Genomic DNA, 20,087 nt, shown 5'->3' with positions numbered 1-20,087 from the left:
CCCAGGTGGCCCGCGCGGTGTCCCGAGGGCTCGTACGGAGCCCGGACCGCCCCCTCCCGTTTCCCCGTATCCGCAGGAGAGCAATCCCATGGCTGAAGTTCTCGTCTATGTCGACCACCTGGACGGCGCCGTCCGCAAGCCCACCCTGGAACTGCTGACGCTGGCGCGGCGGATCGGCGAGCCCGTGGCCGTGGCGCTGGGCACGGGCGCCGGGGACACCGCGCCCGCGCTGGCCGAGCACGGCGCGGTCAAGGTCCTCACCGCCGACGCCCCCGAGTTCGCCGACTATCTCGTCGTACCGAAGGTGGACGCGCTCCAGGCCGCGTACGAAGCCGTCTCGCCGGCCGCCGTCCTCTTCCCGTCCTCGGCGGAGGCCAAGGAGATCGCGGCCCGGCTCGCGGTCCGTATCGGCTCGGGTCTGATCACCGACGCCGTCGATCTGGAGGCGGGCGACCAGGGCCCGGTCGCCACACAGTCGGTGTTCGCCGCCGCGTTCACCACCAAGTCCCGGGTGTCCAAGGGCGTTCCGGTCGTCACCGTGAAGCCGAACTCGGCCCCGGTCGAGCCCGCCCCGGCCGCGGGCACCGTCGAGGCGCTGTCGGTGGCCTTCGGCGAGAAGTCCACCGGTACGAAGGTCGTCTCCCGCACCCCGCGCACCTCCACGGGCCGCCCTGAGCTGACCGAGGCCGCGATCGTGGTCTCCGGCGGCCGCGGGGTCAACGGCGCGGAGAACTTCGCGATCATCGAGGCGCTGGCCGACTCGCTCGGCGCGGCCGTCGGCGCCTCGCGCGCGGCCGTCGACGCCGGCTGGTACCCGCACGCGAACCAGGTCGGCCAGACCGGCAAGTCGGTCTCCCCGCAGCTCTACATCGCCTCCGGGATCTCCGGCGCGATCCAGCACCGGGCCGGGATGCAGACCTCCAAGACGATCGTGGCGGTCAACAAGGACGCCGAGGCGCCGATCTTCGATCTGGTCGACTACGGCGTGGTCGGTGACCTCTTCGAGGTCGTCCCGCAGCTCACCGAGGAGATCAAGAGCCGCAAGGGCTGAGCCGTAGCCTCCGTACGCCCCCGGGGCCGCGTGGTGATCTCCGCCGCGCGGCCCCGCGCCGTCCGTTGACGCCGCTCGAACCCGCCGACTACCGTCTTCAACGGATTGTTGATTCCGTGCAGCGGAAAGCGACAGCGGAAGGGCGTGGGCATGGGGCGGCAGGAGAAGGTGGCCACGAGCCTCGCGAGCACGGTCGGCGCGGACATCGGCCGCTCCCTCGCGGCGGTCGACGCGGAACTGGCCCGCCGCTACCCGGGCGACCCCGGCACCCGACAGCCCGTCCACACCGTCTACGTACCCGCCGACACCTTCGGCGCCGGCACCATCCGCTCCTGGGGCGACCAGGCCCTGGCCGCACTCGACGAACACGCCCCCGACGCCCGTACCCTCGCCCGGGTTCTCGGCCTCTCCGACGCCCTGGCGGGGCCGGTGTACGAGCGTGTACGGGCCAAGCTGGAGCGCGAACCCGTCGAGGACCTGCGGATCGACTTCGAGGACGGCTACGGCCCGCGCCCGGACGCCGAGGAGGACGAGGACGCGGCGCGCGCCGCCCGGCTGGTGCACGAGGCGTACGGGGACGGCACCGCGGCGCCGTACATGGGCATCCGGATGAAGTGCCTCGAAGCCGCCGTACGGGACCGCTCCATCCGGACCCTCGACATCTTCCTCAGCGGACTGACGGAGGCGGGCGGCCTTCCCCCGGGACTCGTGCTGACCCTGCCCAAGGTCACCTACGCCGAGCAGGTCACCGCGATGGCACGGCTGGCCGGGGCGTTCGAGAAGGCGCGCGGACTGGAGCCGGGACGGATCGGCTTCGAGATCCAGATCGAGACCAGCCAGTCCATTCTCGCCGCCGACGGCACCGCCACCGTCGCCCGGATGATCGGCGCCGCCGACGGCCGTGCCACCGCGCTGCACTACGGCACCTTCGACTACAGCGCCTGCGTCGGGGTGAGCGCCGCGTACCAGTCGAGCGACCATCCCGCCGCCGACCACGCCAAGGCCGTGATGCAGGTCGCCGCCGCGGGCACGGGCGTACGGGTCTGCGACGGCTCCACCAATGTCCTCCCCGTCGGTCCCACCGACCGGGTCCACGAAGCCTGGCGGCTGCACTACGGGCTCACCCGGCGCGCCCTGGCCCGCGCCTACTACCAGGGCTGGGACATGCACCCGGCCCATCTGCCCACCCGGTATGCCGCCGTGTACGCCTTCTACCGCGAAGGGCTGGAGCCGGCCGCCGCGCGGCTGGCCGCGTACACCGCGAGGACGGGCGGCGACGTCCTGGACGAGCCCGCCACCGCGAAGGCGCTCAGCGGCCATCTTCTGCGCGGTCTGGACTGCGGTGCGCTCGATTCCGAGGAGGTGTCGCGGCTCACCGGTCTGACCCGGGGCGATCTGGAGGCTTTCGTGGCCCCCGCGGCCCGGCCCTGAGGGTCACGCGGGCGGTCACGCGGGTGGTTGCGTGAGGTGGCGGTTACGTGAGCGGTCACCCGGGCCGTTACGCCGACGGGCGGATCTCGCCCGAGCCGCGCGCGATCAGCCGGGTCGGCACCACCACCCGCGACGGCGGGTCCGACGCACCGTCCAGCCGGCTGAAGAGCCGCTCCGCCGCCGTACGCCCCAGGGTCGCCGCGTCCTGGGCGATGACCGTGACACCGGGGTCCAGCAGATCGGCCAGTTCGATGTCGTCGAAGCCGACGAAGGCGACCGGACGGTGGTGCGCGGCCAGCACCCGTACCGCCGTCACCGTGACGCGGTTGTTTCCCGCGAAGATCGCCGTGACCGGATCGGGCCCCGCGAGCATCGCGGTCACGGCCTCGCGCACCCGTTCGGGGGCGGTCGTACCGAGCGAGACCCAGTCGTCGTGGATCTCCAGTCCCGCCTCCGCCATCGCGGTGCGGTAGCCGCGCAGCCGCTCGATCGCGGTGTGGATCCTGGGCTGGTCGCCGATGAAACCGATCCTGCGGTGGCCGTGCGCGATGAGATGCGCCGCGCCCGAACGGGCACCGCCGAAGCTGTCGGAGAGCACCGTGTCCGCGTCGATCCGGCCGGCCGGCCGGTCCACGAAGACGGTCGCCACTCCGGCTTTTATCTCGGGTTCCAGATAGCGGTGGTCGTGGCCGGCCGGGATCACGATCAGCCCGTCCACCCGGCGCGCGCACAGCGCGAGCACCAACTCCTGCTCGCGGTCCGGGTCCTCGGCGCTCGACCCGTTGATGAGCAGCGCGCCATGGGCGCGGGCCACCTCTTCGACCGCGCGGTTCAGCGGCCCGTAGAAGGGGTCCGCGAGATCTTCGAGCACCAGACCGATACTGGCGGTACGGCCCTTGCGCAGCACCCGCGCCGAGTCGTTGCGGCGGAAGCCCAGCGCCTCGATGGCCTCCTGCACCCGGCGCTCGGTGTCGGGCGTGACACCCGGCTCCGCGTTGACCACACGGGATACCGTCTTGAGCCCCACCCCGGCCCGCGCGGCCACGTCCTTCATCGTGGGCCGGGTACCGTAGCGGGGCTCGGGGCGGCGGGCGGTGTCTGCCACAGTGCGCTGTCCTGTCATCGTTTTCTTCGGGCTCTTCAGCTCTTCGGTTCTTCGGTGTTTCTCCGGCCGGTTTGCCGGGGGTTTGCCATCGGATCGCTGTGGCGTCGAGCATAGGCCCTGGACAACGTTGTCAGGTGAATGGAGACTGTTCAGCGAAGCCGCAGGTCCGTACATCCCCCCATACACGCGGGGATGCCTCATCCCCGGGAGATCCGACCCGATGCATACCGACTCCGTTGTCTCACTCGACATCGGCGGCACCAAGATCGCCGGAGCGCTGGTGGACGGAGGCGGCAGGATCCTCGTACGGGCGCAGCGGCCCACCCCCGCGCTGGAGGACGGCGAGACGGTGATGCGGGCGGTCGAGGAGGTCCTCGCCGAGGTCTCCGCCTCCCCGCTCCGGGCGTCGGCCACGGCCGTGGGCATCGGCAGCGCGGGCCCGGTGGACGCCTCCGCCGGTACGGTCAGTCCGGTCAATGTCGTGGGCCTGCACGGCTTCCCGCTGGTGGAGCGGGTACGGAGAGCCACCGGCGGGCTGCCGGTGACCCTGGTCGGCGACGGGGTCGCGATGACCGCGGCGGAGCACTGGCAGGGCGCGGCCCGCGGCTATGACAACGCGCTGTGCATGGTGGTCTCCACCGGGGTCGGTGGCGGGCTCGTCCTGAACGGGCAGCTCCACCCGGGGCCGACCGGCAACGCCGGGCACATCGGCCATATCTGTGTGGAACTCGACGGCGACCCCTGCCCGTGCGGCTCGCGCGGCTGTGTGGAACGTATCGCCAGCGGTCCGAACATCGCCCGCCGAGCGCTGGAGGACGGCTGGGAGCCGGGCCCGGACGGCGACACCTCCGCCGCCGCGGTGGCCGCGGCGGCACGGGCCGGGCATCCCGTCGCGACGGCGTCCTTCGAGCGGGCGGCCAAGGCGCTGGCGGCCGGGATCGCGGCGACGGCCACACTGGTGGAGATCCGGATCGCCGTCATCGGCGGGGGAGTGGCGAACGCGGGCGAGGTGCTCTTCGCGCCCCTGCGCCGCTCGCTCCAGGACTACGCGACGCTCTCCTTCGTGCAGTCGATCAAGATCGCCCCGGCGCTGACCGGTACGGACGCGGGTCTGGTGGGCGCGGCGGCCGCGGCGACGCTCGCGCGGCGGGACGGGACGACGGCACCGGCGGTGGGCTGAGTCCGGGGCGCTATACGGCTTTCGGCCGGCCGCCGTCGAGCAGGCCGGCGCTCGGCCTCGACGGCGCTGCGCTGCGCGTGCTGCGTGGATCGTGCCAATGCCCGTACCGCGCCGGGAGGGTGAGCACCGCGCACGCCAACTGCCGTACGTGGACGTCCGGTCCGGCGTCGGGTCCGCGTCGGGCGCCCCGTACCCCGAGGTCGGAAATCCGGTGCTGACCTGGGTTTTCCAGGTTTTTCCAAGGTCGGTCCGGCAGAGTCCTCGGCAGGGGGGTGCCCGTCGGAGCACCGGCCGGACCAGCGGCGGTGCTCCGACGGGTCCGGGCGTCGGGGTCCGCACACACCACGACAACCACCGCCGGGCCGGAGCGATTTCAGTCCCGCTCCGGCGGCCGGGCCACGAGCGGGGGGCGTGGCCCGGCTGGGAGAGACAGGCGCGGCCAGTGCCCCGGCGGACCTAGTGCGTCGTCTGGCATGCCATGCGGCGGCTGCCGCGGAACTTCACGCACAGCTCGACCTCCGTGCCCGTGTCCGCGGTGGGCCAGCCGTAGGTCAGGGCGCGGCCCGAGCGGGTGGCCAATGCGCGGTCCACGAAGCGGCCGTCGCGGAAGAGGGCCACCGGGCGGGAGGTGATATGCGCGGGCGGGTTGGTCCAGATTCCGGTGACCGCGTTCCTGCCGCCCTCGCCGTCGAGCCGGATACAGATCTGCGGACCCGAGAAATGATGCGTGCACGCACTGCTGTCCGCCGCCGCGGGAGGCGCGGTCAGCGAGACGGCGACGCCTGCCAGAGCGAGGGCCAGCGCGCACCGCCGCCCGCGTCGAGGACGTACGGATACGGCGGACGGTGTGCCGGGCTTTCGGCCGGGCTTGCGCATGTCAGGACTTCTCCGGATCGTACGGTGCCCGGCTGCGAACCGGACCAGGACAGCGCCCCGCTCACAGCGGGACCCCACGGCCTAGGACGCGGACTCCGTTGCCTGTTGTGGTACGACCACGAGGAACACGTCCGAATCGAGATCCATCACGACCTCCGCCGGCGTCCCCTCGTCCCTGCGCGCCCGCGCGAACTCCTCCGCGGGCCAGCTCCCGCGCGGCCCTCCCGCGGGGAATTTCTCCAGCACTGTCCGGCACATCGAGTACCCCCTTGTCACATCGAGTTCCAACGATGTTCCTCGGGAATGTGTTACGGCCCGGCACGGACATCGGTTCGTACAGTGGACGTTCCTGGCCTCGGTACGACATCGAACCGGCCACAGCTCGGCCACAGCACGCACGGTGAGCGCCCTGCCCGGCCTGGCGGGGGGTTTCCGGGGCAGGGTGTTGCGGGCAGTCCACTGGGGGCTACGGAAGAGGGGGAACCGTGATCGTCGTCTGGATCAACGGTGCGTTCGGAGCGGGCAAGACCAGTACCGCACGCGAACTGATCGACCTGATCCCGAACTGCACGCTGTACGACCCGGAGCTGATCGGCGGCGCGGTCGCGCAGCTCCTGCCGCCCAAACAGCTCGCGGAGGTCGGGGACTACCAGGACCTGCCGATCTGGCGGCGTCTGGTCGTCGACACCGCGGCGGCCCTGCTGGCCGAGGTCGGCGGCACGCTCGTCGTACCCATGACTCTGATCCGGCAGGAGTACCGCGACGAGATCTTCGGCGGGCTCGCGTCCCGCCGTATTCCGGTGCGCCATGTCCTGCTGGCCACAGACGAAACGATCCTGCGGGGGCGGATAGCGGCTCGTGAGGCGGTGGAGGACGATCCGGCGGGGAGCGAGCGGACCCGGCAGTGGTGTTACGAGCACATCGAGCCCTACCGCGCCGCGCTCGGCTGGCTGACCGGCGACGCCCATGTGATCGACAACACCGGTCTCACCGCGCGGGAGACCGCCGTCACCCTCGCCGCCGCCGTGCAGACCGGTGAGGCAGGGATCTGCGAGATCGTGCAGACGCCCGAGCCGACCGCCGAGACCCTCGCCGCCGGGGTACTGCTCTTCGACGAGGAGGACCGGGTGCTGCTGGTGGACCCCACGTACAAGCCCGGCTGGGAGTTCCCCGGCGGGGTTGTGGAGGCCGGCGAGGCGCCCGCGCAGGCGGGGATACGGGAGGTCGCCGAGGAGATAGGCATAGAGCTGACCGAGGTGCCCCGGCTGCTGGTGGTCGACTGGGAACCGCCCAGGCCACCCGGGTACGGCGGGCTCCGGCTGCTCTTCGACGGAGGCCGGCTGCCCGCGCGGCTGACGGGGAGACTCCTGCTGCCCGGGCCGGAGCTGAGAGCCTGGCGCTTCGTCCGCGAGGACGAGGCCGCGGGGCTTCTGCCGCCCGCCCGCTTCCAACGGCTGCGCTGGGCCCTGCGCGCACGCGAGCGCGGGAAGGTACTCAATCTGGAGGACGGCGTCCCGGTCGGCTGACCCGCCCGCGCCCGCCCCGGGTACGTCACGACCCCACCCCCGAGTACGCCACGAGTACGACCTGCCCCGGCCCGCTCCTTCGTGGGCGCGGGCTACTCGGTCAGGTCGCCGAAGCCCGGGGTGGGGTCGCCGTGGCCGTAACACACCGTCGTCGGGGACAGCGCGACCAGGCGGCGCATGGACTCCTGGGCGCGGGCGCGGTCCACATTGAAGACGCCCAGCATGATGCGGCTCACCGCGGCGATCGTGTCGCCGGCGAACAGCACACCGTGGCGGGGCAGATGGACACCGATCGAGCCGTCGGTGTGGCCGGGGGCGTGAACCACCCGGGCGCCGTCGCCGAAGTCCAGTTCGTCGCCGTCCTCCAGCTCGCGGTCGACCCGGGTGGGCGGCGCCTGAGGGACCGTCAGGCCGCGTTCGTACAGCGGGATTTCCCAGTCCAGCAGCACCGGTTCCGGCACGGGCAGGTCACCGCGTACCACCGGGGGCGAATCTCCACGACGTCGATGAGGTCCATGCGGCGACCGTACGCAGCCGGGCGCGCCCGCTGTACGCGGCTACGCTCTCCGCGATCTCGCTCTCCGCTGAACGGCCGGGACGGGCTGAGCCGGGCCGCGCCGGGCCGGCCCGCGGCAGACCGGGCGGGGCTGAACCGGGCCGGGCCCTGTCTCTGAGCCCGGCCGCCGCGCCCGAGCCGGTTCCGCGCCCGAGCCGGTTCCGGGCGCCGCCCGGGACCTCAGCCCTTCTTGGAATCCGCCTTGGACTCCGCGTAGTTGACCAGGAAGTGCGCCTCCGCCACCGACAGCCGCCTCAGCTCCTCCGGCGACACACTCTCGTTCACCGCGTGGATCTGCGCCTCCGGCTCGCTCAGCCCGATCAGCAGGATCTCCGCCTCCGGATACAGCGCGGCCAGGGTGTTGCACAGCGGAATGGAACCGCCCTGGCCCGCCGTCTGCATCTCCTGGCCCGGGTACGCCACCCGCATCGCGTCCCGCATCGCCGCGTACGCCGGGCTCGACGTGTCCGCGCGGAACGGCTGGCCCTGGCCGGTCTGTTCCACCGACACCCGCGCGCCCCACGGTGTGTGCTTCTCGATGTGCGCGGTCAGCAGCTCCGTCGCCTCGCCGGCGTCCTGCCCCGGCGGGATCCGCAGACTGACCGTCGCCCGCGCGCTCGCCTGGATGGACGGGGTGGCCCCCACCACCGGCGGGCAGTCGATGCCCAGGACGGTCACCGCGGGCCGCGCCCAGATCCGGTCGGCGACGGAACCGCCGCCGATCAGCCCGACCCCGTCGAGCACCTTGGCGTCCTCGCGGAACTCGGCCTCGTCGTACACGAGTCCGTCCCAGCCCGTGCCCTGGGACAGGCCGTCCACCGTGGTCGTACCGTCCTCCGCGCGCAGCGAGTCCAGCACCCTGATCAGCGCGGCGAGCGCGTCCGGCGCGGCACCGCCGAACATCCCCGAGTGCAGGTTCCCTTCGAGCGTGTCGATCCGTACGCGCAGCAACGTCATCCCGCGCAGAGTGGCCGTGACCGTAGGCAGCCCCAGCCGGAAGTTCCCGGCGTCACCGATGACGATCGTGTCGGCGGCGAGCAGCTCCGGGTGCGCCTCCGCGTACCGTTCGAGACCGCCGGTGCCCTGCTCCTCCGAGCCCTCGGCGATCACTTTGACGGTCACCGGCACACCGCCGTTCGCCTTGAGGGCGCGCAGCGCGAGCAGATGCATCAGGAAGCCGCCCTTGCAGTCGGCCGCGCCGCGCCCGTACCAGCGGCCGTCGCGCTCGGTCAGCTCGAACGGCGGTGTCCGCCAAGCCGATTCGTCCAGCGGCGGCTGTACGTCGTAGTGGGCGTAGAGCAGTACGGTGGGGGCGCCCTCGGGGCCGGGCAGCAGACCGTAGACGGACTGTGTACCGTCCGGGGTGTCGAGGACCGACACATCCTGGAAGTCCTCGGCGCGCAGCGCGTCGGCCACCCACGCCGCGGCGGCCTCGCACTCGCTCCTCGGGAACACGGCGGGGTCCGCCACCGAACGGAACGACACCAGCTCAGCCAGCTCCGTACGGGCACGGGGCAGCAGAGAGGCGACGGTTCCGGCGATCGGATCCGTCGTCTCTCCGACGGTCTCCCCGATCGGATTCGCGGTCATGGGCACGCTCCTGGTGGCTGAGTCGTTGTCTTGTCGTGTACGTCGTCGTGTACGTCGAAGGGCACTGGCGATCCTCCCACAGCGGGCTTGCCGGGCCCTGGCCGTAGGATGCCGTTCGACAACAGGGGCCACCGGTCGGATCAGGAGCAGAAGCACATCGTGAGCAGCGAGAACGCAGACGCCGGAAGCGAGCACGACGAGCCGGTATGGGATGTCGTCGTGGTCGGCGCAGGACCGGCGGGAGCCTCCGCGGCATACGCGGCGGCGGTCGCGGGCCGTCAGGTGCTGCTGGTGGAGAAAGCCGAGTTGCCCCGCTACAAGACCTGTGGGGGCGGGATCATCGGGCCCTCGCGCGACGCGCTGCCGCCCGGCTTCGAACTGCCGCTCAGGGACCGGGTGCACGCGGTGACGTTCTCGCTGAACGGGAAGCTGGCCCGTACGCGCCGTTCCAAGCGGATGCTCTTCGGTCTCATCAACCGCCCCGAGTTTGACCAGAGTCTGGTGGAGCACGCGCAGAAGGCGGGTGCGGTGCTGCGTACGGGCGTGAGCGTCACGCGCGTCGAACAGCACGGCCCGGCCGTGCCCGACCGCCGTACGGTCGCCGTGGTCCTCGCCGACGGTGAGACGGTGCTGGCGCGGGCCGTCGTCGGCGCCGACGGCAGCGCAAGCCGGATAGGCGCGCACGTCGGAGTCAAGCTCGACCAGGTCGACCTGGGCCTTGAGTCCGAGATCCCCGTACCGCCGACGGTCGCGGAGGACTGGGCGGGCCGGGTGCTCATCGACTGGGGCCCGCTGCCCGGGAGTTACGGCTGGGTGTTCCCCAAGGGCGACACGCTCACCGTCGGGGTGATCTCGGCGCGCGGCGAGGGCGCGGCGACCAAGCGCTATCTGGAGGACTTCATCGCCCGGCTCGGGCTCGCCGGGTTCGAGCCCTCGGTGTCGTCCGGGCATCTGACCCGGTGCCGCAGCGACGACTCACCGCTGTCGCGCGGGCGGGTGCTGGTGTGCGGGGACGCGGCGGGACTGCTGGAGCCCTGGACCAGGGAAGGGATCTCCTTCGCCCTGCGGTCGGGGCGGCTGGCGGGGGAGTGGGCGGTACGGATCTCCGAGGCGCACGACGCGGTGGACGCCCGGCGCCAGGCGCTGAACTACGCGTTCGCCATCAAGGCCGGCCTCGGTGTGGAGATGGGGGTCGGGCGGCGCATGCTCGCCATCTTCGAGCGCCGCCCGGGGATGCTGCACGCGGCGATCACCGGCCTGCGCCCGGCGTGGAACGCGTTCGCGGACATCGCGCGCGGCTCGACCTCGCTGGCCGGCCTGGTACGGACCCACCCGCTGGCCCGGCGCGCGCTCGACCTGCTGGACCGCAGACAGCCGGGGGCGGCCGCGCCGGAGGAGAGCGCGCCGGAGCCGGAGACGGTGCCGGGGGCGGGCGCGAGGGAGTGATCGCAGTGGGCGGGCGGCGGGGCTGAGGCGGGCGGGGTTCGGGCCGGCGGGCAGCGGGGCCGGTCGGGCCGTCCGGGCCGGAGCCGGTCGGCCGGGATCGCTTCGGGCCGGCGGCGGCTGCGCTCAGGAGTCCGTCCTGATCAGGAAGACCGGGTGGTCCGGGGCGGCCGCGAGGATTTCCGCGTCGGAGGACTTCGCGGTGACCCCCTGGAAGTACTGGTTGACCTCCCAGCCCCAGCGCTTCAGATACGTCCGCAGGATCGCGAGCTTCTCGTCGTCGGGGACCTCGGTCGCGGTGAACTGCCGCACTTCGCGGCCGACCCGCAGCTCGCCGCCGCCCGCGACCCGCATGTTCCGCACCCACTGCGAGTGGCCCCGGGCCGAGACCAGGTACTGGCTGCCCTCGTAGGTGTGCGGGTTCACGGGGATGCGCTGCATCTGGCCGCTCTTCCGGCCTCGTACGGACATCTCCGCCGTACCGAGCATGCTCACCCCGTGCCGGGCGAGCCGGCCGACGATGTTGTTGAACCAGCCGCTGACCCGGCCGGCCTTGAGGTAGTAGGGCTCCGACATGGTGACTCCCCTGAGTTTGTGAGAGCACTGCTCTCGCTTGAGAGCAGTGTGCACGGAAGGGGTGCTCCAAAGCAAGAGCAGTGCTCTCTGATGTGGGCACCGCTCCGGATATTGGGCGGTGCTCCGAAACATGGCACACTGCTCTCCATGACGACCATCCGGGGAGCCAGGGAACGCGCCCGTACCGAAGTCACGGCGGCCATCAAGGACGAAGCGCGCAGACAGCTCGCGGCCGAGGGCGCCGCGAAGCTCTCACTGCGCGCCGTCGCCCGCGAGCTGGGCATGGTGTCGTCCGCGCTCTACCGCTACTTCCCCAGCCGGGACGATCTGCTGACCGCCCTGATCGTCGACGCCTACAACGCCGTCGGCTCGGCCGCAGAACAGGCGCTGGCCGCCGCCGACTCCACCGATTCCACCGGCCCGGCCGGACCCGCCGGTCCCGTGGACCGCTGGGCGGCCATCTGTACGGCGGTACGGGCCTGGGCCCTGGCCCATCCGCACGAGTACGCGCTGATCTACGGCTCCCCCGTACCCGGCTACACCGCACCGCAGTTGACCGTCGAGCCCGCCTCCCGTGTCGGCCTCGCACTGATCTCCGTCGCGACCGACGCCCACCGCGCGGGCGGCCTCGCACTCCCGCCGCTCTCCCCGGAACTGCGCCCGGAGGCGGAACGCCTGGCCGCGCAGTTCGCCCCCGGCCTTCCGCCGGAGGTCATGGCGGCACTGGTCGCGGCGTGGGCGCAGCTCTTCGGCCTGATCTCCTTCGAGGTCTTCGGCCAGTTCAACAACCTCGTCGAGGCCCGCGACGAACTCTTCGCCCAGTCCACCCGCCGCCTCGCCCACGAAGTGGGCCTGCTCACAACCTCCGGGGCCGCGCGCTAGCCCTGCTGCCCGTTCGCCCGCCGCATAGGTCCGGGCCGCCGCGCGGTCCGGCTTCGGCCGGACGCCGGCCGTGTGCCGGCCGGCCCCGGATGTGTCCGCGGAGTATCGCGGTCCGCCCACTGCGAAGCGGTCCGTACTCCCCAGGGAGTACGTGTGACCGCCACGCCCGACGGACGCCGGAACCGTCCGGCCGGTTTAGCGTGGCCGACATGGAACAACACCCCAGCGGCCGCGACGGGGGCGACGAAGGTACGCCGAGCCCGCCCCGGCACGGCGGTTTCCTCTGGTCACGGGGCGGCCCGCGGCTCCGGCTGCCGTGGCGGCCCGGGGCCGGGACGGGCGAGGGCCCCGAGGGCCGGGCCGGGGTTTCCGGTGGGGCGACCGACGCCGGGACGGGCGACGGGCTCGACGGTCGGGCCGGCGGTTTCACCGACGGGACCGACCTCCGGGCCGGCGTCCTCGGACGAGGGTTCGACGCCCGGACCGACACCCTGGCCCAGCGCTCCGGCACGGGATGCGACGGGCGGACCGACGGCACCGAGACCGACGGCACCGAGACCGGCCGCCGGGCCCCGGGTTCTGGCCGCGGGAGCGGATCCTGGGCCCGCCGGGGCCTCGGCGCGGGGGCCGTCAGCCGTACCCGAGGTTTCGGCCGACGAACAGGCGGCACAGGGGCCGACCGCCCTGCCGGTTGCTTCGGCGGGAGGACCGGCCGCCCTGCCGGCGCGTTCGGTGCCTGGGCCGAGAGCCGGAGCCCGGGGCCCCTCGGCGGCCGGTGGGGGCGGCGGCTGCCCTGGGCCTCCACGTTCTTCCTCACCGTTTTCGTCCTCGTCGGGACCGCCTTCGCCGCCCAAGGCCAGCACGGCCAGCGGCTCCCCCTCGACAACTACGCCCGGCTGCTGCTCCTCGCCGGACCCGCTCTTCTTCTCTTCCGGCACCGTCACCCCGTCGTCGCCGTCTTCGGAGTCTCGGCCACCGCCCTGGTCTACTTCGCCGCCGGCTACCCGTACGGACCGATCTTCCTGACCGTCGGCGTGGCCTGCTTCGCCGCGATCGCCGCGGGCCACCGCCGCGCGGCCTGGTGGGCCGTCGGGTCGCTCTGGCTCGGGCACGTACTCATCGCGCACTGGCTCTACCGCTGGCTGCCCCCGCCCCACGACCGCGCCGCGCCCTGGGGCCAGGAACTGGTCATCGCCGCCTTCGTCGTCGCCCTCTGCGCGGCCTCCGAACTCGTCCGGGTCCGCAGGGAGCAGTGGGCCAGGGAGGGTGCCGAGCGCAGGGCCGCCGAGAAGCGCCGGCAGGACGAGGAACGGCTGCGGATCGCCCGCGAACTGCACGACGTGCTCGCCCATTCCATCTCCGTGATCAATGTCCAGGCCGGCGTGGGGCTCGCCCTGCTCGACTCCGACCCCGAGCAGGCCCGTACCGCGCTCACCACCATCAAGGCGGCGAGCAAGGAGGCACTCGGCGAGGTACGGCAGGTCCTCGACACCCTCAGAACGCCCGGCGACGCCCCTCGCGCCCCCGCTCCCGGCCTCGACCGGCTGCCCGAACTCGTCGAACAGGCCGCGGGCGCCGGACTGACCGTCGAGATCCTGCGCGACGGACGGCGTATCGCGCTGCCGCCCGGCACCGATCTGGCCGCCTTCCGGATCGTCCAGGAGGCGCTGACCAATGTGGTGCGGCACTCCGGTTCCCGTACCGCGCGGGTACGGCTCGGTTACGCGCCCGGACGGCTCGAACTCCTCATCGACGACGCGGGTCCCGCGACCGGTGGGGACGCGGGCGGCAGCGGCAACGGTCTCGTCGGAATGCGCGAACGCGCCGCCGCCCTCGGTGGCACCATCGAGGCCGGACCGGGCCCCGGCGGCGGCTTCCGCGTCCGGGCGATACTTCCCCTGGCCGGCCCGAGCCTGAATCCCGAGGAGTCGGTGTGATCCGTGTCCGTGTCCTGGAGGAGTCACCGTGATCAGTGTGTTGCTGGCCGACGACCAGTCGCTGGTACGAGCCGGCTTCCGCGCGCTGCTCGACGCCCAGCCGGACATCGAGGTCGCCGGCGAGGCCGCGGACGGCGAGGAGGCGGTGCGCCGGGTGCGTGAACTCCGCCCCGATGTGGTGCTGATGGACATCCGGATGCCGCTGCTGGACGGACTGGCGGCGACCCGGCGCATCACCGGCGACGGCGGGCTCGACCAGGTGAAGGTGGTCATGCTCACCACCTTCGAACTCGACGAGTACGTCTTCGAGGCGATCCGCTCCGGCGCGTCCGGCTTTCTGGTCAAGGACACCGAACCGGAGGAACTCCTGCGCGCCGTACGGGCGGTGGTGGACGGCGACGCGCTGCTGTCGCCGGGGGTGACGCGGCGGCTCATCGCGGAGTTCGCGTCCCGTTCCAAGGCGCCCACGGACTTCGCGGGGCTCGGTGAACTCACCGAGCGGGAACGGGAGGTGATGGCCCTGGTCGGTATCGGCCTCTCCAACGAGGAGATCGCCCGCCGCCTGGTCGTCAGCCCGCTCACGGCCAAGACGCATGTCAGCAGGACGATGGTGAAGCTGGGCGCCCGTGACCGGGCACAACTGGTCGTGTTCGCCTACGAGTCGGGGCTCGTACGGCCGGGCTGGCTCGGCTGAGGCGGTACGCCCGGATCGCCGGCCCCACGCCGCCGCTGCGGGAAGCGCCACAGCACCTGAACGACCCGTGCCACAAAGGCGAGAGCCCCGGCGACCGCGCCGACCCGTACGAAAGTCTCCGGCAGTTCGAAGTACCACGCGGCCCCCGCGACCACGCCGAACACCAGCCCCGCCGCCAGCGCCCCCGTCACGACGGCGAAGCCGATCTCGACCGTGATGGCATCCCGCTCGGCGTCGCTCCGTGTCGTCCCCATGGCCCGAGTCTGATGCCGCTCCGGAGTGATGGGAAGACGCCCGCTCCGCCCGGGACGGGACGGGGGAGGACCGGGAGTCAGGCCTCGCGCGGGTGCGAGGGCCGCGGCCCGCCGCGCATCAGGCGTACGAACCCGCCCAGCGCCGCCGCCTGGATCAGCACGGAGAGCACCAGCGCGGGATAGACGAACGCGGCGGAGTCCGCGACCGTCCCGCCCAGCAGCTCGCCGCCTATGAAGAACGCGAACACCGTCGGCGCCGCCAGGAAGAACAGCCATACGCCCGCGAACGACGCGTCCTCGTGATGGACCAGAAGAGTGTCGACCGCGACGAACACGGCCGTCGCCGCGACCAGCGCGAGATAGACCTGGGACGCGCGATTGCCGAAGGTCAGCCGCACGAGTGTGGTCAGCGGTCCGGAAGCCATGATTTTCTCCCCTGAAGTGTGGTGCTTCCCTTCCAGGGTCCGCCGGATCGAACGGCTGTGCCTGAGTACGTCTACTCAATCCCGTACGAGTAGATCCCCGCACGAGGAGATCTCTGTGGACGCGCTCCGGGCCGTGTACGCGACGAGCGCGGCGGCGCCCGCCAGCAGCGCGACGGTCGTCAGAGCGAGGGGCAGGGTGAACCAGTCGGCCAGGAACCCGATCGCGGGCGGGCCCAGCAGCATCCCGCCGTACCCCAGCGTCGAGGCCGCGGCCACCCCGCCGGGCCCCGCCAGCGCTCCTGCGCGGCCGACGGCCACGGGAAAGATATTGGCCAGCCCGAGCCCGGCCACCGCGAAGCCCGCCAGCGCGAGCCAGACGGTCGGGGCCAGTGCGCCCAGCAGCATGCCGAACGCGGCCGCCAGACCGCCCGAGACCAGGGCACGGGTCTGGCCGAGCCGTTCCAGCAGGAGCGTGCCTGACAGCCGTCCCGCCGTCATGGCGAGGGCGAAGAGCGAGTAACCGGCGGCGGCGACCCCGGCACTGGCGCCCAGGCTCTCGGTGAGATGGAGCGCGCTCCAGTCGGCCATGGCCCCCTCGCCGTACGCCGTGCACAGCGCGATCACCCCGAAGAGCAGCACCGCCCGGCGCGACCCCCGCCCGAGCCCGTGCGCCCCGTCGCGAACCCCCTCCGCCCCCTCCGTCTGTGCCTTCTCCTCCGCCCGCTGATCCCGCTCCGGTACGGGTACGGGCTGCCGCAGCAGTACGGGTCCGATCACCGCGGTCACCAGCAGCCCGAGTCCGGTCAGAAGCAGCAGATGAACGGTCGGCGAGAGCCCGCCCGCGACCAGCCCGCCGACCCCCGCCCCCACCATGCCGCCCAGGCTGAACGCCGCGTGAAAGCTGGACATCACCGGCCGCCGCAAAGCCGCGACCAGGTCGACGGCCGCGCTGTTCATGGCGACATTAAGGGCGCCGTACGCCGTGCCGAAGACGAGCAGCACCAGCCCCAGTGCCAGCGCCGAATGCGCCTGCGGGGGCAGCGCGATGCTCAGCGACAGCAGCACCGCCGACACCACCGTCACCGGATGGCTGCCGAATCGCCGGCACAGCCGCCCGGTGGCCATCATCGTCACCACGGCCCCCGCCGACACCCCGAGCAGCGCCAGCCCCAGATCGCTCTCCGAGGCCCCGATCTGCTGCTTGATGGCGGGGATACGGACCACCCATCCGGCGAACATGAAGCCGTCGAGCGCGAAGAAGACAGTCAGAGCGATACGGAGACGGGAGAGGGAGGACCGGGCCGCGCGGTCCGAGTCGTCGCTCCCCGAAACGGCGGTCCCTACTTTGTTCAGATGCGGCACAAAATGAGGGTACGCTTCGGGTCAGCTCAGCGGAAGCTCCGTAAGCGTCTGTCACGCGACATGGGAGACTCGCCCCCATGAACGGCAAGGGCACCACTACCCGGACACGGCTGGAGAGAGGCCGCGGCGCGCTTGGGCCCGCGCTGGAACTGGTGCATACCGGCCGCGCGCCCACCCGGGCCGTGCTCACCGCCGAGCTTGGGGTCACCCGGGCCACGGCCGGGGCGGTGGCCGCGGAGCTGGAGGCACTCGGGCTGATCAGTGTCGACTCGCGGCCCGGTGCCGGCGCGGGTTCCCAGGGGCGGCCCTCGCACCGGCTGTCCGTCGACGACCAGGGGCCCGTCGCCCTCGCCGCCCAGGTCCACGCCGACGGCTTCCGGGTCGCGCTGGTCGGGCTCGGCGGCCGTATCGTCGCCACCGCCCCCGGCTGCGGTACGGTCCCGGCCGACCCTGCGCAGGTGCTCGGGGAGGCCGTGGAGGCAGGCGCCGCGCTGCTGCGCGCGACTGAACGGCGGTGTGTGGGCGCGGGTCTTGCCGTGCCTTCGGCCGTCGCCGAACCGGAGGGCACCGCCCTCAACCCGCTCCACATCGCCTGGCCCGCCGGCGCTCCCGTCCGGGACATCTTCGCCGAGCGGGTCCGCGCGGCCGGTATCGAGGGCCCCGCCTTCACCGGCAACGACGTGAACCTCGCCGCGCTCGCCGAACACCGGCACGGCGCCGGCCGCGGCGCGCAGCATCTGCTCTGTGTCGCCACGGGACACCGCGGTGTCGGCGGCGCGCTCGTCCTCGACGGCCGTCTGCACACGGGCAGTTCGGGCCTCGCCCTCGAAGTCGGCCATCTCACGGTCAACCCGGAGGGGCGGCCCTGCCACTGCGGCGGAAAGGGCTGCCTCGATGTCGAGGCCGACCCGCTCGCCTTTCTCACCGCCGCCGGCCGCGCCCCGGGCCCCGAGGTCTCCCTGCTCCAGCAGGCCCGCGATCTGCTCCGTACGGAGTCTGCGGATCCGGCCGTACGAAGAGCCACCGAGGAACTGATCGACCGGCTGGGCCTGGGACTTGCCGGGCTGGTCAATATCCTCAACCCCGACCGGATCATCCTCGGCGGCCTCCACCGCGAACTGCTCGACGCCGACCCCGAGCGGCTGCACGCCGTCGTGGCCGACCGCAGCCTGTGGGGCCAGGGCGGTGGCGTACCGATACTGCCGTGCACACTCGACTACAACAGTCTGGTGGGCGCGGCCGAGGTGGCCTGGCAGCCGGTGCTCGACGACCCACTGGGCGCACTCGCCCGGTGAACCCGGCGGGGCACACGTCCGCCCCGCCGCTCAGCGCCCAAGCTCCGCGCCCAGCCCTCCCCGTCGAGCCCGGCCGGTCCGTACCCCCGGGCAGGCGCCGACGGCGGCGTAGCCGTACGCGGCGCACTCGCGCGGGCCGGGCCCTCCGCGTACAGCAGACCTGTCCAGTGCTGGACGACGGGCCGCCCGAAGGCCCTGGAGGGCGCACGGGTACGAGGCGGCCTCAACGCACCAAGGAGTCCGGCGAGTTGGGGGCGAGCAGGGCCAGCAGTCCTCGTACTCCCGCGTCGAACGCGGCCGGCGAACCGGCCGCGCGGGCCAGGACATAGCCGCCCTGCACGGTCGCCAGGACCGTTGACGTGATCTCGTCCGAACCGCCTCCGCCGAGCGTCGCCTCGGCCGTCGCCCGCAACTCCTCGGCGGTACGGCGTATCGCGGCCGGCGTCGGCGCGGCAGGGAGCAGCGACATGGCCCGCCGCTACTCCCGGCGTCGTACGCGCACGGCCGCTGGCCGTACGACGACTCGGGCCCCCTTCGGCGCGAGGCTCGGAAGCGACAAGGAAGTGCGGCACGACAGACCGAAAGACACCGACACGCTTCCCGGAGGAGCTGTACCGACATGAACACTCTGGCCTTCGACGGCGGGCCCGGCCCGTGGATTCTGCTGTTCCCCCTGTTCTGGGCGACCGTCGTCATCGGCGGTCTCGCCCTGCTGCGCCGTACGGTGTGGCGGGGCGGCAGGGGCTTTGGCACGGGCGGCGGATTCCGCGCGCCCTGGCAGCCCGTCGATTCCGCGCACGACGACCGGTCGCCCATCGCGCTGCTCGGCCGCAGGTTCGCGGCGGGGGAGATCGACGAGGACGAGTACTGGCGCCGGCTCTCCGTGCTGGACGAGCAGTTCGGCCGTACGGGCAAGGGCGGCGCCGTATGAGCGTCACTACTGCCGTCCGGGCCGCAGCCCGGGTCGTGGACGCCGTGAAGATCTACGGCAAGGGCGATACGGAAGTGCGGGCCCTGGACGGGGTGAGCGTCGACTTCCCGGCCGGCCGGTTCACCGCGATCATGGGCCCCTCGGGCTCGGGGAAATCCACGCTGATGCACTGCGCGGCGGGACTCGACACCCTCACCTCGGGCTCGGCTTTTGTCGGCGGTACGGATCTGAGCACCCTCGACGACCGCGCGCTCACCCTGCTGCGCCGCGAGCGCGTGGGCTTCGTCTTCCAGGCCTTCAATCTCGTACCGACCCTGACTGTCGCGGAGAACATCACACTCCCGATGGATCTGGCGGGCACACCGCACGACCGTGAGCGGCTGGACGATCTGATCGACACCGTCGGACTGCGCGACCGGCTGCACCACCGGCCCAGCGAACTGTCCGGCGGCCAGCAGCAACGCGTCGCCGTGGCCCGGGCGTTCGCAGGCGGACCCGATGTCGTCTTCGCCGACGAGCCGACCGGCAATCTCGACTCGCGCGCGGGGGAGGAGGTGCTGCGGCTGCTGGGCCGTACGGTACGCAGGACGGGCCGTACGGTCGTCATGGTCACCCACGACCCGGTCGCCGCGGCCCACGCCGACGAGGTGATCTTCCTCGCCGACGGCCGGCTCGTGGACCGCATGCAGAGCCCGACCGCCGAACGCGTCCTGGACCGGATGAAGGCGTTTGACGCGCGGGGCGCGTCGGACATGGGTGCGGCGGACATGGGCCGCGGGGACATGGGCCCGGCGCACATGGTCTCCGCCCACATGGGCCCGGCCCACACGGAGCCCGCACCCGTGGGCGCTGCCCACACGTACCCGGCGCACATGGCCCCCGGACACATGGGTCCGGCCCACATAGCTCCGGCCCACACGGATCCCGCCCACACAGCCGCCTCCGACACGGATCCCGCCCACACGGCCCCGGG

The 20,087-nt window shown here is 72.6% G+C and carries 18 protein-coding genes and 3 pseudogenes; 11 read left to right on the top strand and 10 right to left on the bottom strand.

The annotated features are described in order from the left end of the window. The first annotated feature begins 88 nt into the window (after nt 1–88). Complete coding sequence (locus tag ACFU9P_RS22940) at nt 89–1,051, top strand: electron transfer flavoprotein subunit alpha/FixB family protein (RefSeq protein ID WP_376372668.1); 963 nt, start codon at nt 89–91, stop codon at nt 1,049–1,051. Nucleotides 1,052–1,201: 150 nt separating this feature from the next. After that, nucleotides 1,202–2,482, top strand: a complete 1,281-nt coding sequence (locus ACFU9P_RS22935; RefSeq protein ID WP_384083761.1) for a DUF6986 family protein — start codon at nt 1,202–1,204, stop codon at nt 2,480–2,482. A gap of 67 nt (nt 2,483–2,549) precedes the next feature. Here ACFU9P_RS22935 and ACFU9P_RS22930 read toward each other — a convergent pair whose 3' ends face one another. Next, nucleotides 2,550–3,587 (bottom strand): LacI family DNA-binding transcriptional regulator, encoded by a 1,038-nt coding sequence (locus ACFU9P_RS22930; protein ID WP_376372662.1) that lies wholly within the window; start codon nt 3,585–3,587, stop codon nt 2,550–2,552. A 220-nt stretch (nt 3,588–3,807) separates the two neighbouring features. Between ACFU9P_RS22930 and ACFU9P_RS22925 the strand changes: the two genes are divergently transcribed. Beyond that, complete coding sequence (locus ACFU9P_RS22925) at nt 3,808–4,767, top strand: ROK family protein (RefSeq protein WP_384083757.1); 960 nt, start codon at nt 3,808–3,810, stop codon at nt 4,765–4,767. A 456-nt stretch (nt 4,768–5,223) separates the two neighbouring features. Here the strand turns inward: ACFU9P_RS22925 and ACFU9P_RS22920 are convergent, their stop codons facing one another. Together ACFU9P_RS22920 and ACFU9P_RS22915 are read right to left on the bottom strand one after the other, a co-directional pair. After that, nucleotides 5,224–5,643, bottom strand: coding sequence for a hypothetical protein (locus ACFU9P_RS22920; RefSeq protein ID WP_376372657.1), 420 nt, complete (start codon nt 5,641–5,643; stop codon nt 5,224–5,226). Between the two features lie 81 nt (nt 5,644–5,724). Further along, nucleotides 5,725–5,901 carry a hypothetical protein gene (locus ACFU9P_RS22915; RefSeq protein WP_376372654.1) on the bottom strand — a complete coding sequence of 59 codons (177 nt, stop codon included), beginning with the start codon at nt 5,899–5,901 and terminating at the stop codon, nt 5,725–5,727. Between the two features lie 230 nt (nt 5,902–6,131). On the opposite strand from ACFU9P_RS22915, the gene ACFU9P_RS22910 reads away from it, so the two are divergent. Then, complete coding sequence (locus ACFU9P_RS22910) at nt 6,132–7,169, top strand: NUDIX domain-containing protein (RefSeq protein ID WP_384084238.1); 1,038 nt, start codon at nt 6,132–6,134, stop codon at nt 7,167–7,169. A gap of 92 nt (nt 7,170–7,261) precedes the next feature. Here the strand turns inward: ACFU9P_RS22910 and ACFU9P_RS22905 are convergent. Together ACFU9P_RS22905 and ACFU9P_RS22900 are read right to left on the bottom strand one after the other, a co-directional pair. Next, nucleotides 7,262–7,654: pseudogene (locus ACFU9P_RS22905) on the bottom strand (MBL fold metallo-hydrolase); the annotation flags it as partial. A 251-nt stretch (nt 7,655–7,905) separates the two neighbouring features. Beyond that, on the bottom strand, nt 7,906–9,315 hold the full coding sequence (locus tag ACFU9P_RS22900; RefSeq protein WP_384083753.1) for a dipeptidase: 1,410 nt from the start codon (nt 9,313–9,315) through the stop codon (nt 7,906–7,908). Between the two features lie 159 nt (nt 9,316–9,474). Between ACFU9P_RS22900 and ACFU9P_RS22895 the strand changes: the two genes are divergently transcribed. Further along, nucleotides 9,475–10,761, top strand: a complete 1,287-nt coding sequence (locus ACFU9P_RS22895; RefSeq protein ID WP_376372648.1) for a geranylgeranyl reductase family protein — start codon at nt 9,475–9,477, stop codon at nt 10,759–10,761. 123 nt (nt 10,762–10,884) lie between these two features. Here the strand turns inward: ACFU9P_RS22895 and ACFU9P_RS22890 are convergent, their stop codons facing one another. Then, entirely contained in the window at nt 10,885–11,334 is a 450-nt protein-coding gene (locus ACFU9P_RS22890; protein WP_376372645.1) for a nitroreductase family deazaflavin-dependent oxidoreductase, read from the bottom strand. A 147-nt stretch (nt 11,335–11,481) separates the two neighbouring features. Between ACFU9P_RS22890 and ACFU9P_RS22885 the strand changes: the two genes are divergently transcribed. The 3 genes from ACFU9P_RS22885 (at nt 11,482) to ACFU9P_RS22875 (ending at nt 14,847) form a co-directional block, all read left to right on the top strand. Continuing rightward, the gene (locus ACFU9P_RS22885; protein ID WP_384083748.1) at nt 11,482–12,216 is read left to right on the top strand and encodes a TetR/AcrR family transcriptional regulator; all 735 of its coding nucleotides are present in this window, start codon (nt 11,482–11,484) and stop codon (nt 12,214–12,216) included. 788 nt (nt 12,217–13,004) lie between these two features. Continuing rightward, nucleotides 13,005–14,153 carry a histidine kinase gene (locus ACFU9P_RS22880; RefSeq protein ID WP_384084235.1) on the top strand — a complete coding sequence of 383 codons (1,149 nt, stop codon included), beginning with the start codon at nt 13,005–13,007 and terminating at the stop codon, nt 14,151–14,153. Nucleotides 14,154–14,181: 28 nt separating this feature from the next. After that, nucleotides 14,182–14,847 (top strand): response regulator transcription factor, encoded by a 666-nt coding sequence (locus tag ACFU9P_RS22875; RefSeq protein ID WP_217310094.1) that lies wholly within the window; start codon nt 14,182–14,184, stop codon nt 14,845–14,847. Here ACFU9P_RS22875 and ACFU9P_RS22870 read toward each other — a convergent pair. From ACFU9P_RS22870 to ACFU9P_RS22860, 3 genes are all read right to left on the bottom strand, one after another. Next, nucleotides 14,808–15,101 (bottom strand): DUF6332 family protein, encoded by a 294-nt coding sequence (locus tag ACFU9P_RS22870; protein ID WP_384083743.1) that lies wholly within the window; start codon nt 15,099–15,101, stop codon nt 14,808–14,810. The genes ACFU9P_RS22875 and ACFU9P_RS22870 overlap by 40 nt on opposite strands. A gap of 77 nt (nt 15,102–15,178) precedes the next feature. Further along, nucleotides 15,179–15,526, bottom strand: a complete 348-nt coding sequence (locus ACFU9P_RS22865; protein WP_376372635.1) for an SCO4225 family membrane protein — start codon at nt 15,524–15,526, stop codon at nt 15,179–15,181. 75 nt (nt 15,527–15,601) lie between these two features. Beyond that, the gene (locus ACFU9P_RS22860; RefSeq protein WP_384083740.1) at nt 15,602–16,888 is read right to left on the bottom strand and encodes an MFS transporter; all 1,287 of its coding nucleotides are present in this window, start codon (nt 16,886–16,888) and stop codon (nt 15,602–15,604) included. Between the two features lie 77 nt (nt 16,889–16,965). On the opposite strand from ACFU9P_RS22860, the gene ACFU9P_RS22855 reads away from it, so the two are divergent. Continuing rightward, a complete protein-coding gene (locus tag ACFU9P_RS22855; RefSeq protein WP_376372629.1) occupies nt 16,966–18,183 on the top strand; it encodes an ROK family protein in 1,218 nt (405 codons plus the stop codon). A gap of 223 nt (nt 18,184–18,406) precedes the next feature. Here the strand turns inward: ACFU9P_RS22855 and ACFU9P_RS22850 are convergent. Next, nucleotides 18,407–18,550, bottom strand: a pseudogene (locus ACFU9P_RS22850) (TetR/AcrR family transcriptional regulator); the annotation flags it as partial. A 252-nt stretch (nt 18,551–18,802) separates the two neighbouring features. Here ACFU9P_RS22850 and ACFU9P_RS22845 point away from each other — a divergent pair. Further along, the gene (locus ACFU9P_RS22845) at nt 18,803–19,114 is read left to right on the top strand and encodes an SHOCT domain-containing protein (protein ID WP_384083737.1); all 312 of its coding nucleotides are present in this window, start codon (nt 18,803–18,805) and stop codon (nt 19,112–19,114) included. After that, a pseudogene (locus ACFU9P_RS22840) lies at nt 19,111–19,848 on the top strand (ABC transporter ATP-binding protein); the annotation flags it as partial. The gene ACFU9P_RS22845 and the pseudogene ACFU9P_RS22840, both read left to right, overlap by 4 nt. Nucleotides 19,849–20,087: the final 239 nt, after the last annotated feature.

It is taken from the genome of Streptomyces sp. NPDC057617, assembly GCF_042800555.1.
In the GTDB taxonomy this organism is placed as follows: domain Bacteria; phylum Actinomycetota; class Actinomycetes; order Streptomycetales; family Streptomycetaceae; genus Streptomyces.
The sequence above is the reverse complement of the archived record's forward strand: the minus strand, read 5'-3'. Positions and strand labels throughout refer to the sequence as shown.

Excerpts from the sequence above, each read along its gene's own strand:
- ACFU9P_RS22885 (WP_384083748.1), top strand. The coding sequence starts at position 11,482 with ATGACGACCATCCGGGGAGCCAGGGAACGCGCCCGTACCGAAGTCACG.
- ACFU9P_RS22940 (WP_376372668.1), top strand. The coding sequence starts at position 89 with ATGGCTGAAGTTCTCGTCTATGTCGACCACCTGGACGGCGCCGTCCGC.
- ACFU9P_RS22865 (WP_376372635.1), bottom strand. The coding sequence starts at position 15,526 with ATGGCTTCCGGACCGCTGACCACACTCGTGCGGCTGACCTTCGGCAAT.
- ACFU9P_RS22900 (WP_384083753.1), bottom strand. The coding sequence starts at position 9,315 with ATGACCGCGAATCCGATCGGGGAGACCGTCGGAGAGACGACGGATCCG.
- ACFU9P_RS22890 (WP_376372645.1), bottom strand. The coding sequence starts at position 11,334 with ATGTCGGAGCCCTACTACCTCAAGGCCGGCCGGGTCAGCGGCTGGTTC.
- ACFU9P_RS22915 (WP_376372654.1), bottom strand. The coding sequence starts at position 5,901 with ATGTGCCGGACAGTGCTGGAGAAATTCCCCGCGGGAGGGCCGCGCGGG.
- ACFU9P_RS22845 (WP_384083737.1), top strand. The coding sequence starts at position 18,803 with ATGAACACTCTGGCCTTCGACGGCGGGCCCGGCCCGTGGATTCTGCTG.
- ACFU9P_RS22870 (WP_384083743.1), bottom strand. The coding sequence starts at position 15,101 with ATGGGGACGACACGGAGCGACGCCGAGCGGGATGCCATCACGGTCGAG.
- ACFU9P_RS22925 (WP_384083757.1), top strand. The coding sequence starts at position 3,808 with ATGCATACCGACTCCGTTGTCTCACTCGACATCGGCGGCACCAAGATC.
- ACFU9P_RS22935 (WP_384083761.1), top strand. The coding sequence starts at position 1,202 with ATGGGGCGGCAGGAGAAGGTGGCCACGAGCCTCGCGAGCACGGTCGGC.
- ACFU9P_RS22855 (WP_376372629.1), top strand. The coding sequence starts at position 16,966 with ATGAACGGCAAGGGCACCACTACCCGGACACGGCTGGAGAGAGGCCGC.
- ACFU9P_RS22920 (WP_376372657.1), bottom strand. The coding sequence starts at position 5,643 with ATGCGCAAGCCCGGCCGAAAGCCCGGCACACCGTCCGCCGTATCCGTA.